The sequence below is a fragment of the Endozoicomonas sp. ALC013 genome (genome assembly GCF_049310205.1).
Lineage (GTDB): Bacteria > Pseudomonadota > Gammaproteobacteria > Pseudomonadales > Endozoicomonadaceae > Endozoicomonas.
This window is the reverse complement of the sequence record NZ_JBLYNS010000003.1, coordinates 24731-50641: the sequence shown is the minus strand read 5'-3', so window position 1 is coordinate 50641 and position 25911 is coordinate 24731. Positions and strand designations below refer to the sequence as shown.

Genomic DNA, 25911 nt, shown 5'->3' with positions numbered 1-25911 from the left:
ACTCGATCATCAATGACTGATGATAAGGTCACAACGCGGGATTCATTCCCGCGTTGTCGTATATATCAAAATGATGGCTTTGTCAGACTTGACCATGAATCCAGTTAGCTCTGTGTTTTCATGCTCGACTGGTGAATGCAGGTAGCTCAGGGTTTTTCTGATGTCAAAACGCGACTACTACGAAGTGCTGGGTGTAGAAAGGAGCGCTTCAGACAAGGACATAAAAAAGGCCTATCGTCGTATGGCCATGAAATATCACCCCGACCGTAACCCGGGTGATAAAGCAGCGGAAGAGAGCTTCAAGGAAATCAACGAAGCCTTTGAAATTCTTTCCGACAGCGAGAAAAAAGCGGCCTACGATCAGTACGGCCACGCCGGTGTTGACCCGAACATGGGTGGCATGGGCGGTGCTGGCGGTTTTGCCGGTGGTAATTTCGGCGATATTTTCGGCGATGTCTTTGGTGACATTTTCGGTGCTGGCGGTGGTCGCAGCCGCAGTTCCGTCCAGCGTGGTGCCGATCTCCGCTATCAACTGGAACTCAGCCTTGAAGAAGCCGTTCGCGGCGTTAGCAAGAAAATCCGTATTCCGACACTGGTGAGCTGTACCGGGTGTGATGGCTCCGGCGCAAAAAAAGGCACTCAGCCTGTCAGCTGTACAACCTGTGGCGGTATTGGTCAGGTGCGTATGCAGCAGGGCTTTTTCTCTGTGCAGCAAACCTGCCCTGACTGTCGCGGCACAGGCAAGATGATTAAGGACCCCTGTAACGTCTGTCACGGTGAAGGCCGCGTTCAGGAATACAAGACCCTCTCCGTCAAGATTCCTCCCGGTGTTGATACCGGCGACCGTATCCGTCTGGCCGGTGAAGGCGAAGCGGGTGTGAATGGTGGACCAGCCGGAGACCTGTACGTTCAGGTCAGTGTTGCTGATCATCCGATCTTCCAGCGTGACGGCAAACACCTCTACTGCGAAGTACCCATCACATTTGTGGATGCAGCACTGGGCGGTGAACTGGAAGTCCCCACCCTGGAAGGCCGGGTGAAGCTGAAGATTCCAGCGGAAACCCAGACGGGTAAACTGTTCCGTCTGCGTGGCAAGGGTGTTGTCCCGGTCCGTGGTGGCAGTGCCGGAGATCTGATGTGCCGGGTTGTGGTTGAGACTCCGGTGAAACTGACGGAGCGTCAGAAAGAGTTGCTCAAGGAGCTGGATGACACCTTCAAAAAAGAAGGTGCCGGTCACCAGTCGCCTAAAAAGCAGTCCTTCTTTGATGGCGTCAAGAAGTTCTTTGACGATATGACTTCCTGATCCCCCACCCTCAAAAGGCCTCTGTTATCAGGGGCTTCCATTAAATGGTTGCGTTACTGCTGTTTTTGCAGTGATTTTTAGCATTGTCTTACTGTTTTTTTTCGGACATGAGCACCGGTGGTTCTCTTCTTGAGCTTTGCAGCGTAGGCAATCAGGGCATCAACGGCTGCCTGCTGACGTTGCTGGGTTGCATATTTGAGGGGCGTAAACCCGTCTTTGGTTCGAGCTCTGACGTCTGCTCCTTCGGCAATCAGAGCACAAATGGCCTCCAGCTGGCCTTTCCCGGCTGCATAGTGGAGGGGCGTAGCCCCGTTTTTGGTTCGAGCGTCGACGTACGCACCTTTGGCAATCAGAGCATAAATGGCTTTCTGCTGGCCTTTCTCGGCTGCATAGTGGAGGGGCGTATATTTACTTATATCCCCGGCATTAATATCAGTACCTTTGGCCACCAATTTGTCGACGAGCTCCCAATCACAGGCCGCAGCGGCACACGCAAGCACTGTTGAACCTAAATTATTACATGGTGCATTAACATCAAATCCAGCATTAACAAAACTCTTGATCATTGGGACATTTATCTTTTTATTGTCGCTGGCCCTTTTTAGGGGTGTAACCCCGTCTTTGGTTCGAGCGCTGACGTCCGCACCTGCGGCAATCAGAGCATCAATGGCTTCCTGCTGACCTCGAGCGGCTGCATAGTGGAGGGGCGTAAACCCGTTTTTGGTTCGAGCGTTGACGTCCGCACCTGCGGCAATAAGGGCATCAATGGCTTCTGGCTGGCCTTGAGCGGCTGCATAGTGGAGGGGCGTAAACCCATTTTTGGTTCGAGCATCGACGTCCGCTTTTCTGGCAATCAGTTCATAAATGGCATCCGGCTGGCCTTTCTCGGCTGCAAAGTGGAGGGGCGTATATTGAGTATTTATATTCTTGGGGGCATTAATGTCAGCACCTTTGTCCAACAATTTGTCAACGAACACCCAATCACAAGCTGCAGCGGCACACGCAAGCATTGTTGAACCTGAATTACTACATGGTGCATTAACATCAAATCCAGCATTAGCAAAACTCTTGATCATTGGGATATCTATCTTTTCATTGTCGCTGGCCCTTTTTAGGGCCGTATCTCCTTTCTCGGTTCGAGCGTTGACGTTGGCACCGTTGGCAATCAGAGCATCAATTGCTTGCTGCTGGCCTTGAGCGGCTGCAAAGTGGAGGGGCGTCCTCCCGTCAGTGGTTTGAGCGTTGACGTCCGCACCTCTGGTAATCAGAGCATTAATGGCTTCCTGCTGGCCTTGCTCGGCTGCAAAGTGGAGGGGCGTATATTTAGTCTTTATATTTCTGGGGGCATTAATATCAGCACCTTTGGCCTTCAATTTGTCGACGAACTCCCAATCACAAGCCTCAGCGGCACACGCAAGCATTGTTGAACCAAAATGATTACATGGTGCATTAACATCAAATCCAGCATTAGCAAAACTTTTGATCATTGAGATACTTAACTTTTTATTTTCACTGGCCTTTTTTAGGGCCGTATCTCCTTTCTCGGTTCGAGCGTTGACGTTCGCACCTCTGGTAATCAGAGCATCAATGGCTTCCTGCTGGCCTTGCTCGGCTGCAAAGTGGAGGGGCGTATATTTAGTCTTTATATTCCTGGGGGCGTTAATATCAGCACCTTTGGCCATCAATTCGTCGACGAACCCCCAATCACAAGCCTCAGCGGCACACACAAGCATTGTTGAACCTAAATAATTACACGGTGCATTAACATCAAATCCAGCATTAGCAAAACTCTTGATCATTGAGAGACTTAACTTTTTATTGTCGCTGGCCCTTTTTAGGGCCGTATCTCCTTCCTCGGTTCGAGCGTTGACGTTCGCACCTCTGGCAATAAGGGCATCAATGGCTTTCCGCTGGCCGTTCTCGGCTGCACAGTGGAGGGGCGTCCTCCCGTCTGTGGTTCGAGAGTTGACGTCCGCACCTGCGGCAATCAGGGTATCAATGGCTTCCTGCCGACCTGTCTCGGCTGCACAGTGGAGGGGCGTCCTCCCGTCTTTGGTTCGAGCGTTGACGTCCGCACCTGCGGCAATAAGGGTATCAATGGCTTCCTGCCGGCCTGTCTCGGCTGCACAGTGGAGGGGCGTCCTTCCGTCTTTGGTTCGAGAGTTGACGTCAGCACCTCTGGCAATCAGAGCCCCAATGGCTTCCAGCTGGCCTTAAGCGGCTGCACAGTGGAGGGGCGTCCTCCCGTCTTTGGTTCGAGAGTTGACGTTCGCACCTCTGTCAATCAGAGCACCAATGGCTTTCTGCTGGCCGTGAGCAGCTGCATAGTGGAGAGGTAACCCCGTATCGGTGATAATACAAATATCACGACGACACAATGGGCAAGTTGGATTTTTACTTGTCTTCAGCCATTTCTTAATACACGATGTATGATAATAATGATTGCAAATATTGACAGAAACTCTCCGGGAGCCGGTTATATCGTCCAGGCAAACAGAACACTGCTTCACAACGTCGGCGTGTAAGGGTACAGGAGAAATGCGTTGAATAAGGTTATAACGTATGCCTGATAAGATACTCATTCCATTTAGACCTTCCTTGACGCAAAAAGTTCTATAAATTCCACACTATTGCTTATTCCACTCATAAGAAAGGAAGAATAAAAGGTGTTTCTTGCCGCTGATAGTTGGCTCAGGTTTTATCTTCAACAGTACAAGTGGCAGGGTTTGATGGTCAGGAAGATTCCTTAAGAACTATAGCGACCCACTGCCTTGGGAAGTTAAAGACAGAACCGCTGTGGTGAGCGTTACAGAAAAGACGCAGCTTGACTGCGTCAGGTGTGAGATCATGAGATGAGCACAAACAAGCTGATACGTCTCGAAATGCGGTTCGATGGCATCAAAAATGGAAGTTTGTGCTGCTCCATGATGAGTTCAGTGGATAACCAGTTATTGCCTGAGCGGTGTCTGGGACGCAGAAGTCAGATCTTCTTCAGGCCGATTTGCACTGTCCAGCATCTTGCGAATAACAAAAGAAAACACCTGGGCAATAATCACCATCGCCACCGCGGCTGCTGTCAGCATGGCAAAGTAGTCACCGTAAACACCCTGAACAAACTGCTGGGTGATTTCCTGTCCTTTTTCCATGGCAATACTGCCGGAGATCACCGCACCGATGATGCCAGACAGAGCCATGGCAATGTAGAACAGGGACACGGAGAAACCCTCAATCTTCTTGGGTGTTACCGAAAGAATAAAGGCAACCACCAGAGAACCTACAATCACTTCACCAAAGGCCAGGAAACCGTGGATCACCAGGAATACATCCGGGCTGATAATAACATCGGTATCAATGCCTTTAACTGCCATGGTCAGAATACCAAACGCAATAGTCACCAGTACGAAAGAGATGGATACTTTGCTGGCAGTAGACAGGTTAATACCACGCTTCTCAAGAGCCGTGAAACTCGCGGCAATGGCCGGACCTGCAACAATACACCACAGAGGGTTCATCGCCATGGATGCCTCTGGAGCCAGAGGGATAAAGCCAAGCAGTTCACCACGCATGGTATTGATAGTCACCATGGTCATGGAAGTCATCATCTGGCCGTAGTACACAAAGAATGCAGTCGCCAGAAATGCCATGATCAGGATGGTACCCATTTTCAGAGCATCCGACCGACTGGCTTTGAACATCAGGGAGATGAAATACAACAGTGCGGTACCACCAATGGCGTATACAACGTACTTGCCGGTATCCATGTCGGAGAACATGAAGAACACCATACCGAGCATGATAACAGACAGCGCCAGGAAGATAGCAATGTTCATAGAGCTCAATGGCTGCTTGTCGATATCTTCACCAATCTCGACCAGTGGCTTGTGGAAAATAACCAGCATGGTAACCGCCAGAGCCGCCATGATAGAAGAAAGAGCAAAACCACCTTTAAAGCCAATAACCAGCACCAGCATTGGGTACAGATATTGACCCAGCAGGGCACCTATATTGTTAACCGAGTAGTTAATCGGGTAGCAGTTTTCAAAGTCTTCCTGAGATTTGAAAGTACGCTTATAAAGGCTTGGGTAAGAAGGAGACATCAGGCCCCGGGCATAACTGGCCAGAGCAATCCCCAGCAGAGCCATTGGAGCATTGGTGATGGAAGCACCAAATGCCAGCAGCGCGTAACCTGCTGCGAATGCCATGTAAGCCAGCGTCAGTGAGCGTTTGGCCCCCAGAAATTTGTCAGCAATGAAGCCACCGGCAATGGCGAACAGAGGGCCTATAGAAGAGAAGGCACCAACAATCATCATGGTGTCTGCTTCACTGTATTGCAGCTCTTCAAGGAAGAAACGGGTCAAAATGACCATTACGCCATAAAAAGATAAGCCAAACATCATTTGGCAGAACATCATCGACTTGTTCAGTTTATTCCACATAGAAACTCTCTTTATAATGAGTGCATTCAGACGAGGGGAGCGACCTTCCCATTCCCCATCACTCCAACAACGTTGAACTGAATTACCAACACACAAAATAATTTTCTATGCACTTTCGTAGTATTAGAGTTTTTACTAATCAAAAGCAAAAGAAGTACAAGAAAAACCCACTAAAAGTATGAAAAACCACACTTATAAACCAAAAAACGAGATCGATTACACTAAGTAAAGGTAAATACAAGCGATTGAAGGGACGCAAGACTAAAGCTGGCCTATGGCTGACAAGCGTTGAACAAAGAGTCCATGGGTTGGTGGTTCAAACACAGAACAGTAGTCACTTAAATGGATAGATGCTTAAAGTCTACCGCAGAAGCTGAACAGCACCCACCCACTTCAGCTTTGAACCCCCAGGCTTTCAATATATTCATCATAAATCTTTTGGACATCTTCTGACCTGATAACCACCAGATCCTCGCTATCCATCATTTTTTTGATTCTGGTGTTTTCCAACATTTCTACATTGTCTTTCTGTTTGGCAACATACTCAGAGACATGCTCAGCAACGTAGTACTTATCTGTAGCAAAGACCTTATCATAGTTGAGTAGCAGATTTTTAACGTGAACCGTGCTTGTTGGTTTTACCACATGGAACGGTCTGAAACTGAGATTCTCTCTTCCGGCCAGACCAATGCTCATGGGTGCCTTCAAAGATTGGGCACGCTTGTAAAGATAGTGGGCAAAACGGGTTTGAGTCTCTTCCGGCTGGTTGCGGGTATCGATAAAGCCATTGGTCATCAGGAAGAGAGGCTTACCCACCTGGGACTGGCTTGAGGTCACTTTTCTGTAGGCAGGGATCCCATGGAGAAGACGACTGATATCGGGTATTCCATCTTCTGGCTGATCAGTCCACTGCTCAATTTTGGCAGAAGCGCCCAACAACGTTTCAAAGGTTTCCGAGCACCCGGTGGGCAGGGTGTCTTCATCTATCTCCGTCACCATCTCATTGAGCTCTTGGGTATAACGCCTAGAGAAAGAGAAAGGGAGTTCATTGTTCTTCCAGAGATCATACCAGTTTTCAATATTCTGGTTGGCAAGCATTCCCAACGATGGGACATTTGCTTCGATCCAGCGCCACTGTTTGAGATTTAGAAAGAGATTAAATGAATAGTCTACTCTGGGTTTAAACCACTTTTTTTGGACAATAAAAGCAGCCAAAACAGAACACCATCCGATATTAGTCACTTTTTTTTCAATGCAGTGCTTCAAGTGCTTAGTCAGTACCGATTCAAGGAAACCCCACATTTTCTTCGGAGGATGGTAGCGAGACGGTGCATCAAGTTGATGTTGAGCATATTCAATATGTTCCACAACCTGCCTGCAGTCATCTGAACCCGACTCAGCCATTTGATTCAAACCAGCCAATAATGACTCTTCCACCTGCCTTTGTTCTTCAACGAAGGAGCTGTCATATTGTTTGCAGGTTGACAAGCGTTCACATCCCTGACTAAAGCCTTCCAGATTGGCTTTTTTGAAATGCCCTACTACCCCGGGGGCTAAAGCAGTAAGGGAGTACTGGTCAGTCTCCCGCTCTGCGAAATCATGAACATCAATTTTTGGAAAGTAAGGATTGTGGCCATGAATATCCTCTTCCGAATAAGCACCGCCCAAATCATAGGTTTCCCAATCATGGCCATTCCAGACTTCTGCCCAGACATGGATCTCACTTTTAACAATACGGCAGGTGATACCAAAATATTGCATAATAAACTTGAAAACAGGTGCACGGTGCCTGCAAGCGCCAACAGCCTCTGAGAGCAGAATCTGTGCCAAATCATCTTTGATCTTAAGGTAACTTTGATTGTCAAACTGACGACAATATTCCGCTGCTGCGGCAATGCGCCCCTGATCATCCGTTGCGTTGATAATATCCAGTACCAACTGCTGCTTATCGGTCAGCATTGTTATGGGGGCGTGTGCAGCTGCCCGCACCGTATTGAACAGGACATCAACGCGATGCCTGACCGGTTCCGGACAATGGTTGCCTTGTGGAGAGATCAGGTCATCACGCTGATTACGATCATGGGATTTGAACAGTTCTGCCGGGAGGCAACAGTATTTGTTTTTTTTCTGAGTCTCTACTGGTTGAGTATCATGCACTTTTCTGACATTGGCTTTTTCAAGCAGACCAGCGTCACCGCATTTTTTGCTCAGTTTATAGTGGACATGAATACTGCAGTTGATGATCAAACCTGAAAACCGAATCCAGTGCTGGCCAGTATAGTTATCCAGGAATACCTGGTGAGCCCGCACCGGCTCCGTTCGAAGTTCAGTTATCTCCTCCCTGGGTTGCCTGCCGGGCAGAGGAAACAATTTATGGCCAGGTCCAACCTTGATCGTATGACACCCATAAGATTCCCACGGATACAGTTGAACCGTAGTATTTGGAGCCATTGCCTCAGGAAAGACCCTGATTAAATCGCTCTTTCCGGGTGTCCAATCCTTCGTGTAAATATCGCCTTCACCGGTCACTTGATAACGAATGACATCTAACCGATATTTCATGATGTCCTCACCGTAGAATGTTCTTTCCCTCCTTACAGGCTCGGATTGAGACCCACAACACCCAATGACCGTTCTGGTTTCTATGGATTGGTAACCATTCCCACCATCTCTCCAACCCACACGTTGCCGGGGCTGCTCTCTAACAGGAGACGTCACATTACCGTCAAGTTTCTTGCCAGTTGTTCGACGCAAGTAAGGCAAACACCGTGCAATGGCAAGAGCGGGAAGACAGCAAACCACCGCAACCGGCAGACAGGCAGGCTTCAGATAAGCCTCCCAGACTGAAACTGGCCTGTCGATGTCCACTTGCAGGTCACCGCGCAATAAGCGCTCCCAGATCTCTCTTTCTGAAAAAATATGTCGGAACCCATTCAGGTACATCAAGGCATCCATGTGCCCGGCTGAAACCTGCAACTCGGCAGGACCAGCCTTAAAGCCGCTGAGCTTAAATACCTCCGAAGGTAGAACGTCGCTGTCTTTTATGCGTGCACGAAACCACTGTCGCTGCTGCATAACATAGAGCGCCTTACTTTGCTTATCACCACCGACTCCCAGATCATCTGGCATATCGGTCTCGTGCCGCCATAACCACTGGGCAGTCCGCTTGATAATTTCTGCCCTGGCATCGCTATCCGACAGCTTCTCATCAATAACGAGTTCCCGTGTCTGCGTGACACCAAAACCACCGGATGTTGAGCGTTGGATAAATAATGGTCTGTCCAGGTCGGGAATGGTTTGAAAAAGCCAGCGGCATAACCCGTGATCGTAACGATGACCATCTACCCCTGTTGGTTGCTCTGGCATTGAATCCCGAAGGAAACCAGCAACCTCCTCTTTGGCGATTTTTCCGGCTGCCATATAGAGGAAGTAATGCTGACAGAATAAGGCCGTTAAATCCGATTGTGCCGTGACTGCTGCCGCGAGCTTTTGCAGATCACGGCAAACCGGGAACAGCGCCTGCCCGGATTTTTTTAACCGTTGGTAAACGTAACAATGCAGGGCGGCAATATGCTCAGCGGTTTGATCCGGGTTTTCCGGGGGTAATAATTGCCGGGCAATCCTGCGCAGCTCCTGCTCATTGTAATCATCGATTCTGATAATCCGGAAACGATCATTAAGTGCCGGTGAAAATGCGCTGCGCCCGCTGTATTCCGGTGGGTTGGTGGTGGCAAAAAGGTGGAAGCCGGGCGTGCAAGGCTCGGTCAGTACATCATTGAGTTCCCCTTCAAGGTCGGCACTGCTGATCATGTTCAACTCTGAAACCACCAGAACCGTCCCTTCCTGCTGGGCTTCCCTGATGGCTTGCTTCAGTTCAGCCCAGTCACAGTCTCCGGCATTGAAGTAACGGACATTGGTGGGCCTGCCCGTCTCATCACTGGCATCCCACATATCCAGCAGCAACTTCAATGTTGCGTCCTTGCCTCTGCCGGCCGGGCCTTCAACCAGTGTTGCCCTGCGCCCTGAATGGCGAACACCACTTTCATGCTCAAGGCGGAGGCGATCAAGATCCTGGGCCAGCGTCTGCATTAATGATTTAACGGACTGTGATGATGTATCAAATTCAGGTTTTGCCTGGTTTACGTAGCAACAGAATGTGTCGTAAAGCTGATCAAGACGCAGGTCGTATCCTGTCACGGTGGCTGGCAGTTTGTGGGCCTCATAGCGGTGCTCAAACCACAGTTTTAAAATCTGGTAAGACGCCTGAGTCTGATTATTCAGTGAGTGAGCGATGACACTGTCAAACCCGTTCCAGACCATATCATCAAGCTGGGTTTGCGTAACACGCCTGCCGCTGTAATGGAGCTGACAGGCCATCCAGCCACAGACGTCGGTGAGATCCCGGGGGCTGAAGACCCGGTCCGGCAGCAGCAGTTTCAGTTGCTTTTGCAGCTCCATCACCGTGTCGGCAGTCTGCCGGGCCGCAGTGTCATCCAGCCCTTTTAAAGAGGCCCCATAAAATAGCCTGTTCAGTGTCGGCAAGACCACCTGTTCTTTCAGGAACTCAGGGCTTAAAGCGGGATAGTGAACCCTTATACCCCGATCCTGCAGGACCGTTTGCTCACTGCGGCCGGAGTAGGCACCGGGATTACAGGTGAACACAACCCGGTGTTGAGGTGAAATGTCCACTCTTTCGGAACCACAGAATATATGGGGATTTGCCGACCAGATACCGGCCAGCACGTTATCCAGAAGATTAGCGGCAAGATTCGCTTCATCCACCACCAGGGTCACCATCGCACCGGGTTCGGGCTCTGTTCTGGCCCATTTCAGGATAATTCCCGCCTGCTCTGTCATCTCACGGTCATCACCCTGAGGTTGCCAGACCCACCGTTTGAGGAGATGGCTCTCTTCTGCGCTGGGGCCAATGGTCAGGGTAAACGTAGGGCCTGACAATTTTGCCGCCTGATGGGCGAGATAGCTTTTGCCCGTACCGGTGGTGCCCTCAAGGGTGATCAATTTATTACCACGGATTCGTCGTTTGAGTCGGGCCAGTCTCCTGAGCCCCCTGCTGTACTGGGATATGCGTTTTGAGAGTATTTGCTCCAGCACCGACGGATCATCATCACTGATATAAATAAATTGCCGTTCCAGCAAGCTGTGGATCAAATTCCGCTGCTGGTTTGCGGAGGCATTTTGCTGGATTCTCAGAATCCGGGTGGAGAGGTTGTCCAGTCGTGTCTGAACCGGAATACTCTGTTGCTTCCGAAAATCCCAGCCGGCGTACAGGGCATTGTTCAGAATCCGGGTAATGACGGATGAGCGGCAGGTCGCCTCAGGCAGTGTATTCAAGAGTTCATCATCACACCCAAGTCTTTTTTTCAGCGTCCGCTGGTAAACTCTGGGGGCGTGGCGACATAGCAGCGCGATCAGTGTTTTCCTGTGGCCAGGCTGGTTATAATCAAGCGCCATTGGCTCAGGGTGTGAGAAAAATCCCTCGCCGAACAGTTCAACCAGCTCCCATCCGTTGCTGGTAATATAGGCACTGTTGATCAGGTGACCATCCCCAAGAACCGCGGTCAGTTTATCAATATCCACCCAATAGCCATTCGGGTCGGGCCATATTTGTCGGGTAATTGACTTTGCGAACGCTCTGACTTGTTTTTCTTTTCTGGCGACATGTGTCACCAGTGTTGCAACGGCTTTGCGGTAGTGGACAGGAAGCGCTTCGGGGCCGCCTTCCTCCGTGACGATGGCATTGGCTTCATTGAGTACCGATTGCACCAGGGCATCCGACAACGCTGGCCAATTTATAGTGGCAAACCTTTCCGGCAGCGTCCTTAAAGCACTGTGCAGTTTTTCCAGCCCCTCTTTCAGCTTGTGCCAGGCTTGGGAGTGTTCAGGAACCGGCGGAGTCACGGCCACTTCCCGGGCAATTGCACTGTGCCATACCAGCGATTCCGTCCTGACACCTTCAGGCCATACCAGATAAATTCTGGAATTCGCCGGTATCTGCTCTTTACTGCCATTGACAAAGAAGTGGCCCGGTTTCAACAGCAGGGTTTCCAGCTCAAGTTGCAACCTGGGGTTTTGCTCCAGGCCACACAAGATAACCGGTTTATTTGACTGCAAAGCCTTCATCAAGCCGGACCAGCGGAATCCGTATTGGTATCTGGCTTCAGAGGCTATGTGTGGGTTATTAACCAGCTGTGTCAGGGTCGTTTCAGGATTGACACGGACAATCTCAGCCTCCGGGTGTCTGTTGAACAGATCATTCACCAGTGCTTCGTGATCCTCACTGCGCTGGATCCGGATCATTGGCTCAAATGCGTCACCCGCCAATTGTGGCGAACTGTCAGGCCTGGCAGGAAAAAAAGACTCTGGTTGTCTGGTTTCGAGCAATGTCAGCGGGACTTTCGTTTCTTTTGCTTCCATCAGCGTTGTGAGCCGATGAAGTAATTGTGTCCACTGCGTCTCCTGCAATGAAGAGGTCACCACTATTGCCCCTCCTGCCTGAATGGCTTCTTTCAGAGGATGGTGTTCGCAACTCTCTCCTTTGTAGTTAATCCCCACTGTGCTCAGCCAGCTTTTAACATTAGCGGAATTGATGGTGATGAGCGGACCGTCAGGGATATTGACTAGCAGCCTGATACTGCCAAGGAGCCGGGACCTGTCTTCCCCCCCGGATTGTCTGACCCGGAAGAACATCTCTTCCGGCAGTGACAGTTTTTCTCCCTGTGCTTCGATTTCCCGGGTGATTTTTATATTCCGCAGCGCCTGGGTAAATGCCGGATCCCCTTCGGGGGCATCGGTTATCCACAGTTTTTTAGGTGCCTCTCTCTCAATGGCTCCCGCCTCCCAGCCGAAGCCATGATCGGCCTTAACACCGTAGCTCCCGAGCAGTGTTTGCCGCCAGGGAACACTGCCGTGACACAAATTAATGGAGAACTGTTCATGTTCATGGGCCGGGTTATTGTCATCCGGGGCGCAGGGAGGGATATCAAGAATAGGACGGTGTGCTTCAGGAACGCTGGTGAGGGATGCCAGCTTTTTCTGATAATCCCAGGTATTGTCTACCCGGTTTATGCGCCGACAGGTATCGGCACCCAATGAAAAGGTATTACCGGTATGCAGCTGCTTTTTTTGCACCAGGACCAGTATCTCAACATGACTGCCTAATCGGATTTTATTTAACGCAGGGCTTTCCGGGTCAAGCAGGTCATTGAGTGCCACGGTATCGCTGGGGTGCATCTTCTGTAAATCAACCACCAGCCGGATCGGGCGACTGTTGTCAAATAGCTTGCCGGGGGAACGCTGGCATTTGCCACCACCTTCCAGATGAATACGCTGGCGCAGGTTGTCCCTGGACAAATCTTCAAAACTTTGTATCAGGTGAATCTCAGCACCGGCCTCGCCCTTTTGTGCACGTTGATACTCAAAGGTAGACAGCCTGTCCAACAGTGCATCTACGTCATCATCAGGCGGCATGATGACACAGTCAAACTTCACCGGGTTGGCGGTATCCGCTCTCTTATTTTCCGTTGCGGCAATAGCAAAGCTATGAATTGGCCGTCTTTCACGGCCCGGGCCACTGGAAGAAGTATCATCTTCCGGTGACATCTGAAGAATTGGCGTGTATTCATCAAATAACTCGTCACTTGATGATGAATTGCCAACAGCCGGAGGACTGGAGGGAAAGATTCCACCAAGGAATAAACCGGAAATTCTTTCGAAAACATTCATATCCGCAAGTCTTCCCCAGTCAGAAGTTGGCCAAATGATCCACACAATTCATACTGACCAAAATTTCGCAAGAATGTTCCGTAGCTTTACAATGTAATATTCGGAAATTTCTATCGCCAAAGATTAAATTCTCAGGCTAGAATAGCATTCCCTTGATTACCTTTGGAGCCATGCGTGGTTACGCTTGTTGCGTATGTTGTCATCGCTATTGCGGTGTCCTTCGTTTGTTCGGTGTTTGAAGCCGTCCTACTCAGTATCTCCCCGGCCTATGTGGTTAGCCTTGAGCAGAAAAACAGCAAATGGGCAAAGATTGTCCGTGAGCTGCACGATCATATTGACCGCCCTCTGGCCGCTATCCTTACCCTGAATACCATTGCTCATACCATTGGTGCGGCAAGTGCGGGTGCCCAGGCGGCGAAAGTCTTTGGTGATGCTGCTGTTGGTGTTTTTTCCGCCGTGCTGACCTTACTGATCCTGGTGTTGTCTGAAATTATTCCAAAAACCATTGGTGCGTCCTGGTGGCAATCCCTGGTTCCGGTCATGGCCGTTGGTGTGCGCTTTATGGTTAAGCTGCTACTGCCCATTATCTGGATCACCGAGTTACTGACCAGCAAGCTGAGCCCAAAAGACAAAACGAACCCTTATCTGCGTGATGAAATTCAGGCGATGGCCGACCTTGGCTTTCAGGTGGGTGCACTACAGGGTGTCGAGTCTGAGCTGATGAAAAACATGCTGAAGTTTCGTGATCTCCAGATTGTGGAAATCATGACGCCTCGCTCAGTGTTGTTTTCATTACCGGAATCTACCACCACTGACGCTTATATGAAGGAGTTCACCGGTTCCAGCTTCTCGCGTATTCCTGTGTACGGTGAAGACCCGGATGATATCAACGGCTTTGTCATGAGAAATGACATTCTGCTTTCCCACCTTCGGGAAGGCGGCAGTACCAGACTGGAAAGCCTGAAACGTCCGATTATTGCCGTGCTGGAAAAGGAGCCACTGCCAAAACTGATGGCAACGTTCCTGGAAAAACGCAGCCATATCGCCATGGTGGTCACCGAATATGGCGATATCCGTGGTATCGTGACACTGGAAGATATGATTGAAACACTGCTTGGCCGCGAAATCGTCGATGAAAGTGACGAAGTGGTGGATATGCAGCTGGCAGCAAAAACCAAGTGGGCGCATCGCCTGACGGCAACCGCTTCCTGACAGCCTTCTTCCATAGAGCGGGCAGTTCATAATTTATGAACAAATACCTGAAGCTGATCATGCTGTCGGTGGGCTTGGGACGAACGGAGTTTGGGCGTCATTGATAGAGAGAACCCATCAAATACATTGGAACCGTGTAACCGTGCATTATTTCAATGTGTTTGATGTGTACCATCTCCGTTCACCCTGAGCGGAGTCGAAGGGTGATTGGCACAGTCTTTATTCAGGGCATGGAGTTTACGCCCTTCGACTCCGCTCAGGACGAACGGAGTTAGGGGGTTGGAGCAGGTGTCGGCTCGCAAGGAGAGAGTTCTACAAAAGCTGTAACTTAGCAAAACTCTGGTTTTAGTGTTGTGACACATTTCAAACCATGTTACTTTTTTCGTGTTCTGCGGGGCTATATAAATGATAACCATAAGCTCTTAGTGGAATACACACTGAGAAAGGACGATGTACCCAGGGTAGGGTGGTTAAAAGACGCATGTCTTGCAATAAGATGCATGCTAAAAAAACTATAAATGATGTTCCCGGGGGACAGAAAAAATGAAAAAACAACAGGGTTTTACGCTGATTGAATTGATGATCGTTGTGGCGATCATTGGTATTTTGGCGGCTGTGGCTATTCCGCAGTATCAGAATTATGTTGGTCGTTCTAACGTATCTTCTGCAGTTGCTAGCTTGACTTCTAACAGAACAAGCCTTGAGGATTATGTGCTTAATTTTGGCGAGTTCCCTGATGGCCAAACAGCTGAACGGGCCGCTCAACCTGCTCAAAATGGTAACCCAGCAGTACCATTTATTAGAGGTGAAAGGCCACAAGATCTAGGTGTTGTACAGCCTAGTAACGGTGTAATTGCCTTTAATGACGACGGCAATGGTGCAGGCTACGTCCAGTTCACCTTTAATGTGGGAAATGCTGCCGTTATAAACAACGATGTAAGACTTTATCGAGCTGCTGATGGCAGCTGGAACTGCCAGACTATCATTAACTCAGACTTTGTTGGTCAGGGATGTACGCCTGTCCAAGCCTACCCATAAGTTCTGACCTCATTCCCACGCTCCCCCGTGGGAATGCATACCAGCTACACCCTCCCACAGAAAAACCTTACTGACAGAATTAGCATCAACTACGAAACAGCACACGTAAGAGTCAGGGTGAGTCAATCCCATGTTCAGCGTGGGAATGCATATGGAAGTTCGCAGATATTCTTGTCGCAGGTAGTTGGCAGGGAGTTACAGACATTCCCACGGAGCCCCGTGGGAACAAAATCAGAACCTAAACGCAGACCTGAAATACCAAGAGATCATTTTCACTCAGCACCTCAAGCCCTTGCGATTCAACAAAAACTCAAGCATTCGGATCAACAATCACATGAGCGCCCTTTTCCGCCGCCATCTTACGGCAGGCTTTATAGTCACGGTCACTGGTGATATAAAAAGTCGGAGCAATATTGACAGTAAGGTCCGGAGCCATTCCACGTCCACCGGATTGTCTTTCGGCATTGACCTGGCCCATTGAGTAACAGACTATACCCTGTTTTTGAAGATCTTCCGCTTTATCAGCAGCCTGAACAGCACCGGCCAATAACATTCCCGCTACAGCAACAGCAATTACTTTCATTGTTTCAGTCCTTTACGTGTTTTTTTAAGGAACTGTTGTTATCGGCCCCGGCTGCGATCATTTAGCCGCTTAATGGGTTTTTCCGGCAAATGCCTGAAGCCAATACAACACCTGAAATGAAGTATATTTGGCTTCTCCAATCTCATTGGCTGATACCGATAATCTGTTCTTTCGGGTACTCCAGCGGTCTTGACGCTACGCTCTCAAGCGGTCTCTTTAAGCTATCCCTATAAAAACCATACGCAGGTTGGACCCGATGTACTTTGACCTGGATCAAGTTTTTCCGGAGTCCCGGCTTTTTTGATCAGCAAAGGCAGCGATTAATAAATAACCAGAATAAAAATAGCAATATTTACAAGATTATTGCCTTAACCAATGGTGACTGCATTCCATTACCGCCCGTCAAACCGGTATGATGGTGAAAAACACTCCTGATCATTACATTGGACGTTAACCATGAAAAAGCTGCTGGCCATTGCCGCTACCGCACTTATCCTGCCAATCAGCAGTCAGGCCGCACCGCTGGACCGGGAACAGCAACAACAGGTCAAAGAGCTGGTGCGTGAAGCCCTGATGGAAAACCCTGAAATTTTTCTCGATGTTGTCAATGAGTTGAAAAAGCGGGAAGAGTTAGCCAAATCACAGGCGCAAAACTCGGTGCTTACCAGCAATATGGCCGAGCTTTTTCACAGTGATGATCCCTTTGCCGGTTCCTCAACCCCCAAACTGACCATTGCCTACTTTGGTGATGTGAACTGTGGATTTTGCAAACGGCAGGACCCGGTTCTGGAAGTGCTGGTCAACAATTACCCTGATCTGAAAATTATCTATAAAGACATGCCCATCCTCGGGCCAAGTTCAAGGGAGGCTGCGGCGCTCTTATTGGCAGCCAGGGCTGAAGGTAATGACGCCTATCTGGCGCTGCATAAAGCATTGATGTCTCATCGTGCCCGGCATGACTCGGCTTCCATTGCCAGCATTGTCAGAAAACAGGGGCTGGATGTGGAGGCACTGAAAACCGCCGTAGTAGATGATAAAGAGATTAACAAACAACTGGACCGTAATATCATGCTGGCCCAGAGGTTGGGCATTACCGGAACTCCGGCACTGGTGTTTCCCGATGAGGTGGTGGGTGGGTTTACCCAGGAAAATGTTCTGAAGGAGATGATTGATAAAAGGCTCAGTCAAATCAAATAGGCAGGAGTGAAAGTAACAAAGGCGTGAACTCCGGCTCACCATTGTGCCAGGCACCCTTCGACTCCGCTCAGGATGAACGGAGATCAGGGTGAATGGCAATCAGGATGAACGGAGATCGTATTCCAAACCGGCAAGTTAATTAAAGACTGTTCCTGTTAAGCTCTTTAATAAGCAAGGGTTTAAAGCATCAGATTTCAGAAACGATACAGGCCTTGCGATCTTTACCGGTTCGCTCAAGATAGTCTGAGAAATCCGCGGGAATACGCCCGGTTGTTGCCCCTTCCCAATCCACTGATGAACCATCAACGGCTTCGTAGCGAAACAAATAACGCTGGCGTGTTTTTCCTTTACGGCCACCGCTGCTTTTCTCTTCTGACAGGTCTTTGATATCACCCAGGGAGAGACCAAGCTCTTTCATCTGTTTAACCACCGCATCCAGCGCCTCTTTTTTGCGGGCCTGCTGCTCTTCCACCTCCATTTGAGCCATCACTTTTTCTTCGTAAATGGCTTCAATGCGACCGATGACGCGCTGAAGGTCTTCAGCGTGCATATCGTGAAAGAGCTTGCGCACCTGAACTTTAGACTTCAGAACACCGAGAGCTTCATCAAAAATATTCATGGTTTGAACCAATCTGGTAAATCAAAGGATCCATTAAACGCAGGGTTTAAAATTGGTAAAAAACTTAACATTGACAATTCTGCCTGTAAATAGACAAAAACCCGTGCATAGCTGGTAAAAAAGTTGATAAAAAAATGAGCATATTTTCCCATTACCTCGCAAAAATGTGTTTTCAGACATCGTTATGCGTAAGTAGTTAACCAACTACTTAACAGCCAATTACATTACGACGGAGCCATAAGTCATAAGGGATAATACGAAGAATCAGGTTCCTCATCACATGGTTTGGAGAGTCAGTAAAGGTTAACAGTTAAGGTAGAAATCAGCAGCATGAAACAGGAAAGATTAATTAAAGCCAGAATACTGATCAATCATTTACTCACATTTCAGGAAAAAATAAAAAGTGGCCGCTTGCTTATTTCATGAAAGCCTAGCTACTGAGTTTAATTCATATTCAAAAATACGCCAAAAAACCGGAACTCTGGCTGAAACTGAATCAATGGATTGAAGCAATAAGTTTCAAGCATATTAAAAGTCAGTTTAATTACAAAGCCCCGGAACACTTACCGGGGCTTTGCTGATGCCTAAAATCAGGCAACCGTTTCGTGCTTCTTCATTTCTTCGGCGCGAAGATCTTTCCGCAGAATTTTACCCACTGGCGTCATTGGCAGAACATCCCTGAATTCAACCTGCTTTGGCACTTTATATGCGGTCAGGTTCAGTCGGCAGTACTCCTTGACCTCTTCCGCCGTTAAGCTTTTGTCCTGTGGAATAATAAAGAGTTTGACGGCCTCGCCGGTTTTCTTATCGGGTACACCAATAACGGCACAGTTCTGCACTTTATCGTGCTTGGAAACCACATCTTCCACTTCGTTGGGGTACACGTTAAAGCCTGAGACCAGCACCATATCCTTAACCCGGTCGACGATTTGCACATAACCCTGTTCATCGATAATGGCCACGTCTCCGGTTTTAAACCAGCCTTCGCTGTCAATCACTTCTGCCGTGGCTTCCGGGCGCCGCCAATAACCTTTCATCACCTGCGGGCCTTTGACACAGAGTTCCCCACGCTCTCCCAATGGCAGCTCATTACCCTGATCGTCAATGGTCTTCAGCGCCGTGCCGGACATTGGCAAGCCGACAGTGCCCAGTTTGGAGTAACTGCCTGCGGGGTTCAGGGATACCACGGGTGAGGTTTCAGAGAGGCCATAACCCTCGGAAATCGAACATCCCGTGATAGTTTGCCAGCGGTTGGCAACCGCCGCCTGCAAGGCAGTACCACCGGACATGGTTAACTTCAGTTCACAAAAGTCCAGGTCTTTAAACTCCGGGTGATTCATCAAGCCAACAAACAGTGTGTTCAGGCCGATGAAGATATTCACCCTGTGGGGCTTCAGGGACTTGACGAACGTATCCATATCCCGTGGGTTGGCGATCAAAATGCTGTGTCCCCCCTGATGGAAGAACGCCATCAGATGCACGGTGAACGCGTAGATATGATAAAGAGGCAGGGGCGCAACTGCGGTATTGCCATCAGGCTTTGCCACTGGGACACCATTATCATCGGTCTGGGACAACACATTGACCGTCTGCAGTACATTACTGACCAGGCTACGTTGAGTCAGCATAGCGCCTTTGGCCACGCCGGTGGTGCCACCAGTATACTGTAACACCGCCACATCATCAGGGTTGGCCGGTAGCGGCCTGCTGTACCGGGATTTTTCCCCAAGCTTCATGGCCTGATTGAAACTCAGCGCCTGTGGCAGCTGGTAAGAGGGAACCATCTTCTTGACGTGTTTTACGGCAAGATTAATCAGTGATCGCTTGGGCCAGGGCAGCAGGTCGGCCAGCTCAGTGACAATCAGGTGCTTGATGGGCGTATCCTGAATGATTTCCTCCACCAGGTGGCCAACCACATTGAGGCAGACCAGCGCCTTGGCTCCTGAGTCGGTAAACTGATGCTTCATCTCCCGGGCGGTGTAGAGCGGGTTGGTATTGACGATAACCAGGCCAGCCTTGATTGCGCCATAAACGACGATGGGGTACTGAATAAGGTTCGGCAGCTGAATAGCGATACTGTCACCGGGCTTCAGTGTCGTATGGTTCTGGAGATAGGCAGCAAACCGGGTGCTTAGCTGATCGATTTCGTTGTAGGTAACCGTTTTGCCCATGCTGGTATAGGCTGGCCGGTCGCCGTATTGATGAACTGCATGTTCAATGACTTCGCCCAGGTTTTTGAACTTTTCAAGATCAATTTGGTCTGCAATACCGGGGGCGCGCTTGCCATCCCAAAAACTGGCTTCCATGAACACCTCATACTTATTTTTTGTTGTTATCGGAAGGCGATGAAACAGTTATTTCCCTGGCCTGCTTTTTATGAAGCAGGTGTCTTACAAAAATCCTTTTTGCTTCATCTATTTCTGAGGATCATACTATCTAAACGTTCAACCTTGAACCCAAAATGATAATTTATGCTTCTTTTTGCGCTAAAAAGCTTTCGGGCCAGCACATCATTTCGATGCGTTTGAGGTGTACAATCTCCACTCACCCTGAGCGCCCTTCGGCTCAGCTCAGGATGTACGGACGAAGGGTGATTGGCACAGTCTTTATTCAGGGTGTGGTGTTTACGCCCTTCGACTCCGCTCAGGACGAACGGAGTTTGGGCGTCATTGATAGAGGGAACCCTGCAAACTCATCGAAATGATGTACCAGGGGTCAGCGGGCAATGGGAAGCGACCAGCTTCGGAGCGTGTTCTTCAGGCTTGTGTGACACTCTCTGATCATGGGAGTCAGCGATGGGTATTAAGCAATTTCCCAGCCCAGAGTTCACAGCAATTTTCCGGTGAGGCGAGCAAGCTCAGCTTTTGTGGGCGAGTCAGCTTTTTGATGGCCGCTTCCCGTCGGCTGGCCGAAGAACGGTTATGATTACCTTCCAGATAGACCAACTGCTGTGGCTTCCGCCCCCTGAAATACCTGGCTCCCCCGGCAGTACCGCAATGTTGACGCCAGCGCCGTTCAATATCCGTGGTGATGCCGGTATAAAGGCTGCTATCACTGGCAAGAATTATGTAAACCGACCAACATCCATCCGACATTCTTTGCTCTTCCTGAACGATTCCAAGTTGCTTTTTGATCCAATTGACCACGGCAGGAATTGTTCGGGGCCACTGAAATAGTGAGTCTATTCCCAGAAAGCCTTTTAGCCAATAGAAGGCAACACACCACTGATCACCCCAAACTGGGCAACAATCACCAAAAGCCCCACAATAATCGCAATGGCCAGTGCCGGAATACCGCCAGCCACTTGATAGGGTTCTTCCATATGGAGCTTACGAACCTTCCAGACCAGGGCCACGGGAATAAATACCGCCAGAATCACCAGGGCTACAGCAGCATACCCCAAGGCTGTGACAAAACTCCCCGGCATAAAAATAGCCGCCAGCAACGGAATCAATAGCGTGAGCGTGATGGTTTCGATACGCCCCCAAATACCATGGGAACGGCCGAACACTTCTGCCAGATAGTCAAATAACCCAAGAGCCACCCCCAGGAAGGACGTGCCCAGGGCAAAGGCAGCAAAGGCACTGATCATATAATCAAAACCGGACGCGCCGGAATGGTGGCCTATGGCATCCATCAGCGAAGTTACACCATCCGGACGGTGTGCCATGGTCACCACCACTGCAGAAGAAACCACACCAATCACCACCGCCATCCAGATCACATAAATGCTGAACGGAAGGGCGCTGCCACCGATCAGGGCATAGCGAAACCGCCGGGGTTTTCCCTGCACATACTGAACCACGGTGGGTACCGCACAGTGATAGCCAAATGAGGTGTATAACACCGGCAGCGCCGCGAATAAAATGCCAGGGGTGCTGTTCTCCAGCCGAAGATTACTCAAACTGACCTCGGGCAACAGTGACACCACGATATACAGCAGCAGGGCCAGCATCAGTGCGAACATCACCCGGTTGACCACATCAACCACCCGGGTACCGGTCACCACCAGAATGGCAACCAGCAACACCACCACCGTTGCCGTGATGCGAAAAGGCAGATGAATCCCCTCTTTGGCCAGCAGGCTGCCCAGCACGTTGGCACCACCGGAAATGTAAGCTGCGCACAGGGAATAATAGAGAAACAGCATGGCGACCACGGCAATACCCTGGCCAACCGGCCCCATCAAACGCCCCATAACACCATGCAGATTCTCTGCTTCCGGGCAGGCCCGGCAGGCCTCGGCAATCAACAGCCCGCCGTAGGTTGATAACCCCCACATCAAAAACATCAGGAATACGCCCCAGCCCAGACCGGTCAGTGCGGACACCAGCGGTAATGCCAGCATGCCTGCACCAATGGAAGTACCGGCGACCAGAAGGCTGCTACCCAACGTCTGACTTTTCATATTCGGTCCACCTGCTTGATAAAACAAAAGCCACTAAAAGTGGCTTTTGAAAGTGGGAAACTTATATAAAATAGATCGACAACATGGCTCTATAAATAACCTGTCAGTACTAATAATGGACTGAATTAGAATTTTTTCTACTTATCCGGTGTTTTGCCAGCAATCTGAAGGGAGTTTGACCCCGGGCCTATAGAGTTTTTTTGCTTGCTCGCAGTAAACCCTTAATAGACCCTGGCTATCAGGCGCAGCACTTTTTATATTTTTTCCCGCTGCCACAAGGGCAAGGATCATTTCGGCCCGGCACTTTTTCCAGTACTGTGGTTTTGGGCGTATCCTTCAACAGCTGCAGGGCAGAGGTATCCTCTGCGGCTTCTTCATCCACGTGAATCTGGCAAAACCAGCCATTCTCCAGAAACTCTTGTTCCAGCTCAGCCCGGCGCTCTTCGGTCTGCACAGTAAGAACGGCAGGGTTCTTTTCTGTTCCGAGACGGGCTTGTTTTTTACCGTCGAAAACCCGGTAAGCCTGTTTATCGTCAATTTGAAGATTGGTCTGGGTATAAAATTTGCCCATTTGATCACCTGTTAAGCTGGAAAATGTTGACCTCTCGGAACGAGAGCAAAAGGGAAATGCAAAACCGGAGCAGTTTACTGGAAGTGCCCGTCATTAGCCACCGACCAATTCTTTCCGGCATGAGAATTGCCTTATTAATGTCATATAAATTATTCACAATAAATCTGTTGTCATAATAATCAGGCAAGGAGCATCAGAATGAAGTATTTTTCACGCCGCGCGGTAAAACCCGGCGACCTCAACCCTGCATACCGACTGTTTGGTGGCACACTGCTGGCCTGGATTGATGAGGAAGCCGCTATCTATGCTTCCTGCAAAATGGGCCCGGGCAAATTGCTGGTGACCAAATATATGTCAGAAATCGACTTTGTCAGCTCCGCCGCCTGCGGTGATATTCTGGAGTTCGGTATTGAAGTGGTCAGTACCGGTAAGACCTCACTGACCATCTGTTGTGTGGTACGCAATAAGGTCACCCGACAGGTGATTATCGTCGTTGATCGTATTGTGTTTGTCTGTGTTGACGAAATGGGCAATCCGACTCCGCACCGTATCAGGGCAGAGAAGGAGTCAGAAGTGCCGGAAATGGCTTGATGCTGTGAGTAAGTGTGCACCAGTGCATGGTTCAATGAGTTTGACGTGTACAATCTCCGTTCACCCTGAGCGAAGTCGAAGGGTGCTTGGCACGATCTATCAGAGTTCGGAGTTTCCGCCTTTAGGCCCTATGGGTCCTTCGACAGGCTCAGGACGAACGGAGTGCGGAGGCACGAAAACCCATCAAACCCATCAAACCCATTGAAACCATGCACCAGTAGCGCACTTCACCCACAAACGACTCAGTGATTTGCCGGAGCAGTCTTAAGCTGAACAGAGGGCTTCACCGCAGTGGCAAACATCACCTGACCATTCTGGATCACTTCTGCCAACAGCTCATAGTTGCTGCCCGGATTCACCAGTTCAGGTGCATAGTGGACCACATAATCCACTACATCCACCGCCCTGCCGACCCGGATTCGCTCAATGCCAATGATGCCAGCCGGGTCATCGGGCATGGCGCTATCTTGCAGAACCACAATAATTTCAGAGCCCGGTGCAAAAGAGCCTTCACTGGCAGTAATCTGACCGCTGACATTGGCTGACTCGGTCACGTAGGTCAGTTCCTGGTCACTGCTTGCGCTGTTCAATACCAGTCCATGTTCTTTTATGGTGATATTGTCCAGTTTTGGGAACATTGCCAGATACTCTGCTTCACTGGTCATCAATGGTGGCGGGCAGGCCATTCGGTTGCTCCCCATTGAGGTAAAGTGAATTTTATGGCTGGCAACCTGGTAGTTGCCAAAGTAGCGGTTACAAGGTGCCTGGCCACCAATGCGTCCATCCAGGGCCGTGGCAGGGCGAAGCTCCATGGTGACTCTCGGGCCCGATGCCGGCTGACCGTTCATTGTCGTCAATACCCAGGTTTTGTTCTCAACCAACCGGGGCTCAACACTGGTCAGCTTGTGGGAGCTGCACCCGAACAGGGCAGCACCTGCAACCAAAACAATACAAGAGTGGATCAACCTTTTCATGTCATACTCCAGCAACGGGAATAAAGATAAACTTGCAGGCTGTCGGACTTAAGCGTGGGTGGTAAGTCTGAGTTCAGGAGACTCCTGCGGGACAGCCATCAGCGATAACCTGTAGAGGGTGACTGCCTGGGGCAGATGACCTTGGCAAAAATACCCTTTGATCAGCCAGCAAAGCAGAAACTGATAGTGTTAAAGTAGTCGATCATCAGGTATTGCCGCCATTCTAATTTTCCACCCGAACCTGGTCCCCGGGAGGCTGTCCGAGACTACATTCAGGATGAGCTGATAATTCCCATGCATCAGGGCATAAGATTCAGTATGATCAGCAGCACTGGCTCCCATTAGAAACCGCTTTATGGCTCCGAAATCTACCGCAGGAAACCAATTGATCAACCGTGGCTACAGCCTGGCTGAAGAGATTGCCAACAGTATTACTCACGGTCTGGGGGCTCTGCTCAGTGTCGCCGGTCTGACACTACTGGTCACCTATGCCGCCCATCAGGCTGATGTCTGGCGGGTGGTCAGTTTCAGCATCTACGGCAGCACCCTGATTCTGCTGTTTCTGGCCTCTACGCTTTACCACAGTTTTCAACATCCAAAAACCAAGCGCGTCTTCAAGATACTGGATCACTGTTCCATCTATCTGCTGATTGCCGGAACCTACACGCCTTTTCTTCTGGTTAGCATGAGAAGTGTGACTGGCTGGATTCTTTTTGCTGTCATCTGGACCCTGGCCGCATTGGGCATTATCTTCAAGGCGGTGTTTGGGGCCAGGTACAAAAAACTGTCGTTAACCACGTACATTCTGATGGGCTGGCTGGTTCTGGCAGCCTCCAAAGAGCTGGCAGAGAACTTATCAACCAATGGCATATACTGGCTGGTTGCCGGTGGATTGCTTTATACCGTTGGCGTGATCTTTTATTTATGGAAAAAGCTGCCTTTCAATCACGCAATCTGGCATCTCTTTGTATTAGGTGGGTCGGCCTGTCACTTCTTTTCGGTTTTATTCCATGTATTACCGCCAGCCTGAAGAAAAATAAATTTTTTTTAGCTTCTCTGGAAACTATTTGGCGATTACTCAATCAAAACCATCACATCATTTCGATGAGTTTGATGTGTACAATCTCCGTTCACCCTGAGCGTCTTTCGACTCCACTCAGGGTGAATGGAGCCTTGAGGTCTATGCAGGAGCCTGTCAATTGCATCGAAACCGTGTACTGGTAATAAAGCACTTTT

General features: G+C 49.6%; 17 protein-coding genes. 6 read left to right on the top strand and 11 right to left on the bottom strand.

Features of this window, described 5'->3' with window-relative positions:
• Positions 1-160: 160 nt before the first annotated feature.
• Positions 161-1303, top strand: coding sequence for a molecular chaperone DnaJ (dnaJ, locus tag ACO6V1_RS01300; RefSeq protein ID WP_422465489.1), 1143 nt, complete (start codon positions 161-163; stop codon positions 1301-1303).
• Between the two features lie 77 nt (positions 1304-1380).
• On the opposite strand, the gene ACO6V1_RS01295 is transcribed toward dnaJ, so the two are convergent.
• The 4 genes from ACO6V1_RS01295 to ACO6V1_RS01280 form a co-directional block, all read right to left on the bottom strand.
• Positions 1381-3510 (bottom strand): ankyrin repeat domain-containing protein, encoded by a 2130-nt coding sequence (locus ACO6V1_RS01295; protein WP_422465540.1) that lies wholly within the window; start codon positions 3508-3510, stop codon positions 1381-1383.
• A gap of 6 nt (positions 3511-3516) precedes the next feature.
• Positions 3517-3885 carry an RING finger domain-containing protein gene (locus ACO6V1_RS01290; protein ID WP_422465487.1) on the bottom strand — a complete coding sequence of 123 codons (369 nt, stop codon included), beginning with the start codon at positions 3883-3885 and terminating at the stop codon, positions 3517-3519.
• Positions 3886-4251: 366 nt separating this feature from the next.
• On the bottom strand, positions 4252-5739 hold the full coding sequence (locus tag ACO6V1_RS01285) for a peptide MFS transporter (protein ID WP_422450080.1): 1488 nt from the start codon (positions 5737-5739) through the stop codon (positions 4252-4254).
• A gap of 393 nt (positions 5740-6132) precedes the next feature.
• The gene (locus tag ACO6V1_RS01280; protein WP_422465485.1) at positions 6133-13482 is read right to left on the bottom strand and encodes a hypothetical protein; all 7350 of its coding nucleotides are present in this window, start codon (positions 13480-13482) and stop codon (positions 6133-6135) included.
• Between the two features lie 174 nt (positions 13483-13656).
• Here ACO6V1_RS01280 and ACO6V1_RS01275 point away from each other — a divergent pair, with 174 nt between their 5' ends.
• Positions 13657-14694, top strand: a complete 1038-nt coding sequence (locus ACO6V1_RS01275) for a CNNM domain-containing protein (protein WP_422450078.1) — start codon at positions 13657-13659, stop codon at positions 14692-14694.
• Positions 14695-15237: 543 nt separating this feature from the next.
• Positions 15238-15732 carry a pilin gene (locus tag ACO6V1_RS01270; protein WP_422465483.1) on the top strand — a complete coding sequence of 165 codons (495 nt, stop codon included), beginning with the start codon at positions 15238-15240 and terminating at the stop codon, positions 15730-15732.
• 310 nt (positions 15733-16042) lie between these two features.
• On the opposite strand, the gene ACO6V1_RS01265 is transcribed toward ACO6V1_RS01270, so the two are convergent.
• The gene (locus tag ACO6V1_RS01265; RefSeq protein WP_422465481.1) at positions 16043-16315 is read right to left on the bottom strand and encodes a hypothetical protein; all 273 of its coding nucleotides are present in this window, start codon (positions 16313-16315) and stop codon (positions 16043-16045) included.
• Between the two features lie 456 nt (positions 16316-16771).
• Here ACO6V1_RS01265 and ACO6V1_RS01260 point away from each other — a divergent pair, with 456 nt between their 5' ends.
• Complete coding sequence (locus tag ACO6V1_RS01260; RefSeq protein WP_422450076.1) at positions 16772-17512, top strand: DsbA family protein; 741 nt, start codon at positions 16772-16774, stop codon at positions 17510-17512.
• Positions 17513-17699: 187 nt separating this feature from the next.
• On the opposite strand, the gene ACO6V1_RS01255 is transcribed toward ACO6V1_RS01260, so the two are convergent.
• The 5 genes from ACO6V1_RS01255 to ACO6V1_RS01235 form a co-directional block, all read right to left on the bottom strand.
• Entirely contained in the window at positions 17700-18131 is a 432-nt protein-coding gene (locus ACO6V1_RS01255; RefSeq protein WP_422465479.1) for a hypothetical protein, read from the bottom strand.
• A gap of 590 nt (positions 18132-18721) precedes the next feature.
• Positions 18722-20437, bottom strand: coding sequence for an AMP-binding protein (locus ACO6V1_RS01250; protein WP_422465477.1), 1716 nt, complete (start codon positions 20435-20437; stop codon positions 18722-18724).
• A 483-nt stretch (positions 20438-20920) separates the two neighbouring features.
• On the bottom strand, positions 20921-21226 hold the full coding sequence (locus ACO6V1_RS01245) for a GIY-YIG nuclease family protein (protein WP_422465475.1): 306 nt from the start codon (positions 21224-21226) through the stop codon (positions 20921-20923).
• A 104-nt stretch (positions 21227-21330) separates the two neighbouring features.
• Positions 21331-22539 carry an aromatic amino acid transport family protein gene (locus tag ACO6V1_RS01240; protein WP_422460316.1) on the bottom strand — a complete coding sequence of 403 codons (1209 nt, stop codon included), beginning with the start codon at positions 22537-22539 and terminating at the stop codon, positions 21331-21333.
• A gap of 238 nt (positions 22540-22777) precedes the next feature.
• Positions 22778-23110, bottom strand: a complete 333-nt coding sequence (locus ACO6V1_RS01235) for a PBPRA1643 family SWIM/SEC-C metal-binding motif protein (RefSeq protein ID WP_101745038.1) — start codon at positions 23108-23110, stop codon at positions 22778-22780.
• Positions 23111-23308: 198 nt separating this feature from the next.
• Here ACO6V1_RS01235 and ACO6V1_RS01230 point away from each other — a divergent pair, with 198 nt between their 5' ends.
• A complete protein-coding gene (locus ACO6V1_RS01230) occupies positions 23309-23701 on the top strand; it encodes an acyl-CoA thioesterase (protein ID WP_422450070.1) in 393 nt (130 codons plus the stop codon).
• 242 nt (positions 23702-23943) lie between these two features.
• On the opposite strand, the gene ACO6V1_RS01225 is transcribed toward ACO6V1_RS01230, so the two are convergent.
• Complete coding sequence (locus ACO6V1_RS01225; protein WP_422465473.1) at positions 23944-24675, bottom strand: META domain-containing protein; 732 nt, start codon at positions 24673-24675, stop codon at positions 23944-23946.
• Positions 24676-25030: 355 nt separating this feature from the next.
• On the opposite strand from ACO6V1_RS01225, the gene trhA reads away from it, so the two are divergent.
• The gene (trhA, locus tag ACO6V1_RS01220; RefSeq protein ID WP_422450069.1) at positions 25031-25705 is read left to right on the top strand and encodes a PAQR family membrane homeostasis protein TrhA; all 675 of its coding nucleotides are present in this window, start codon (positions 25031-25033) and stop codon (positions 25703-25705) included.
• Positions 25706-25911 lie beyond the last annotated feature (206 nt).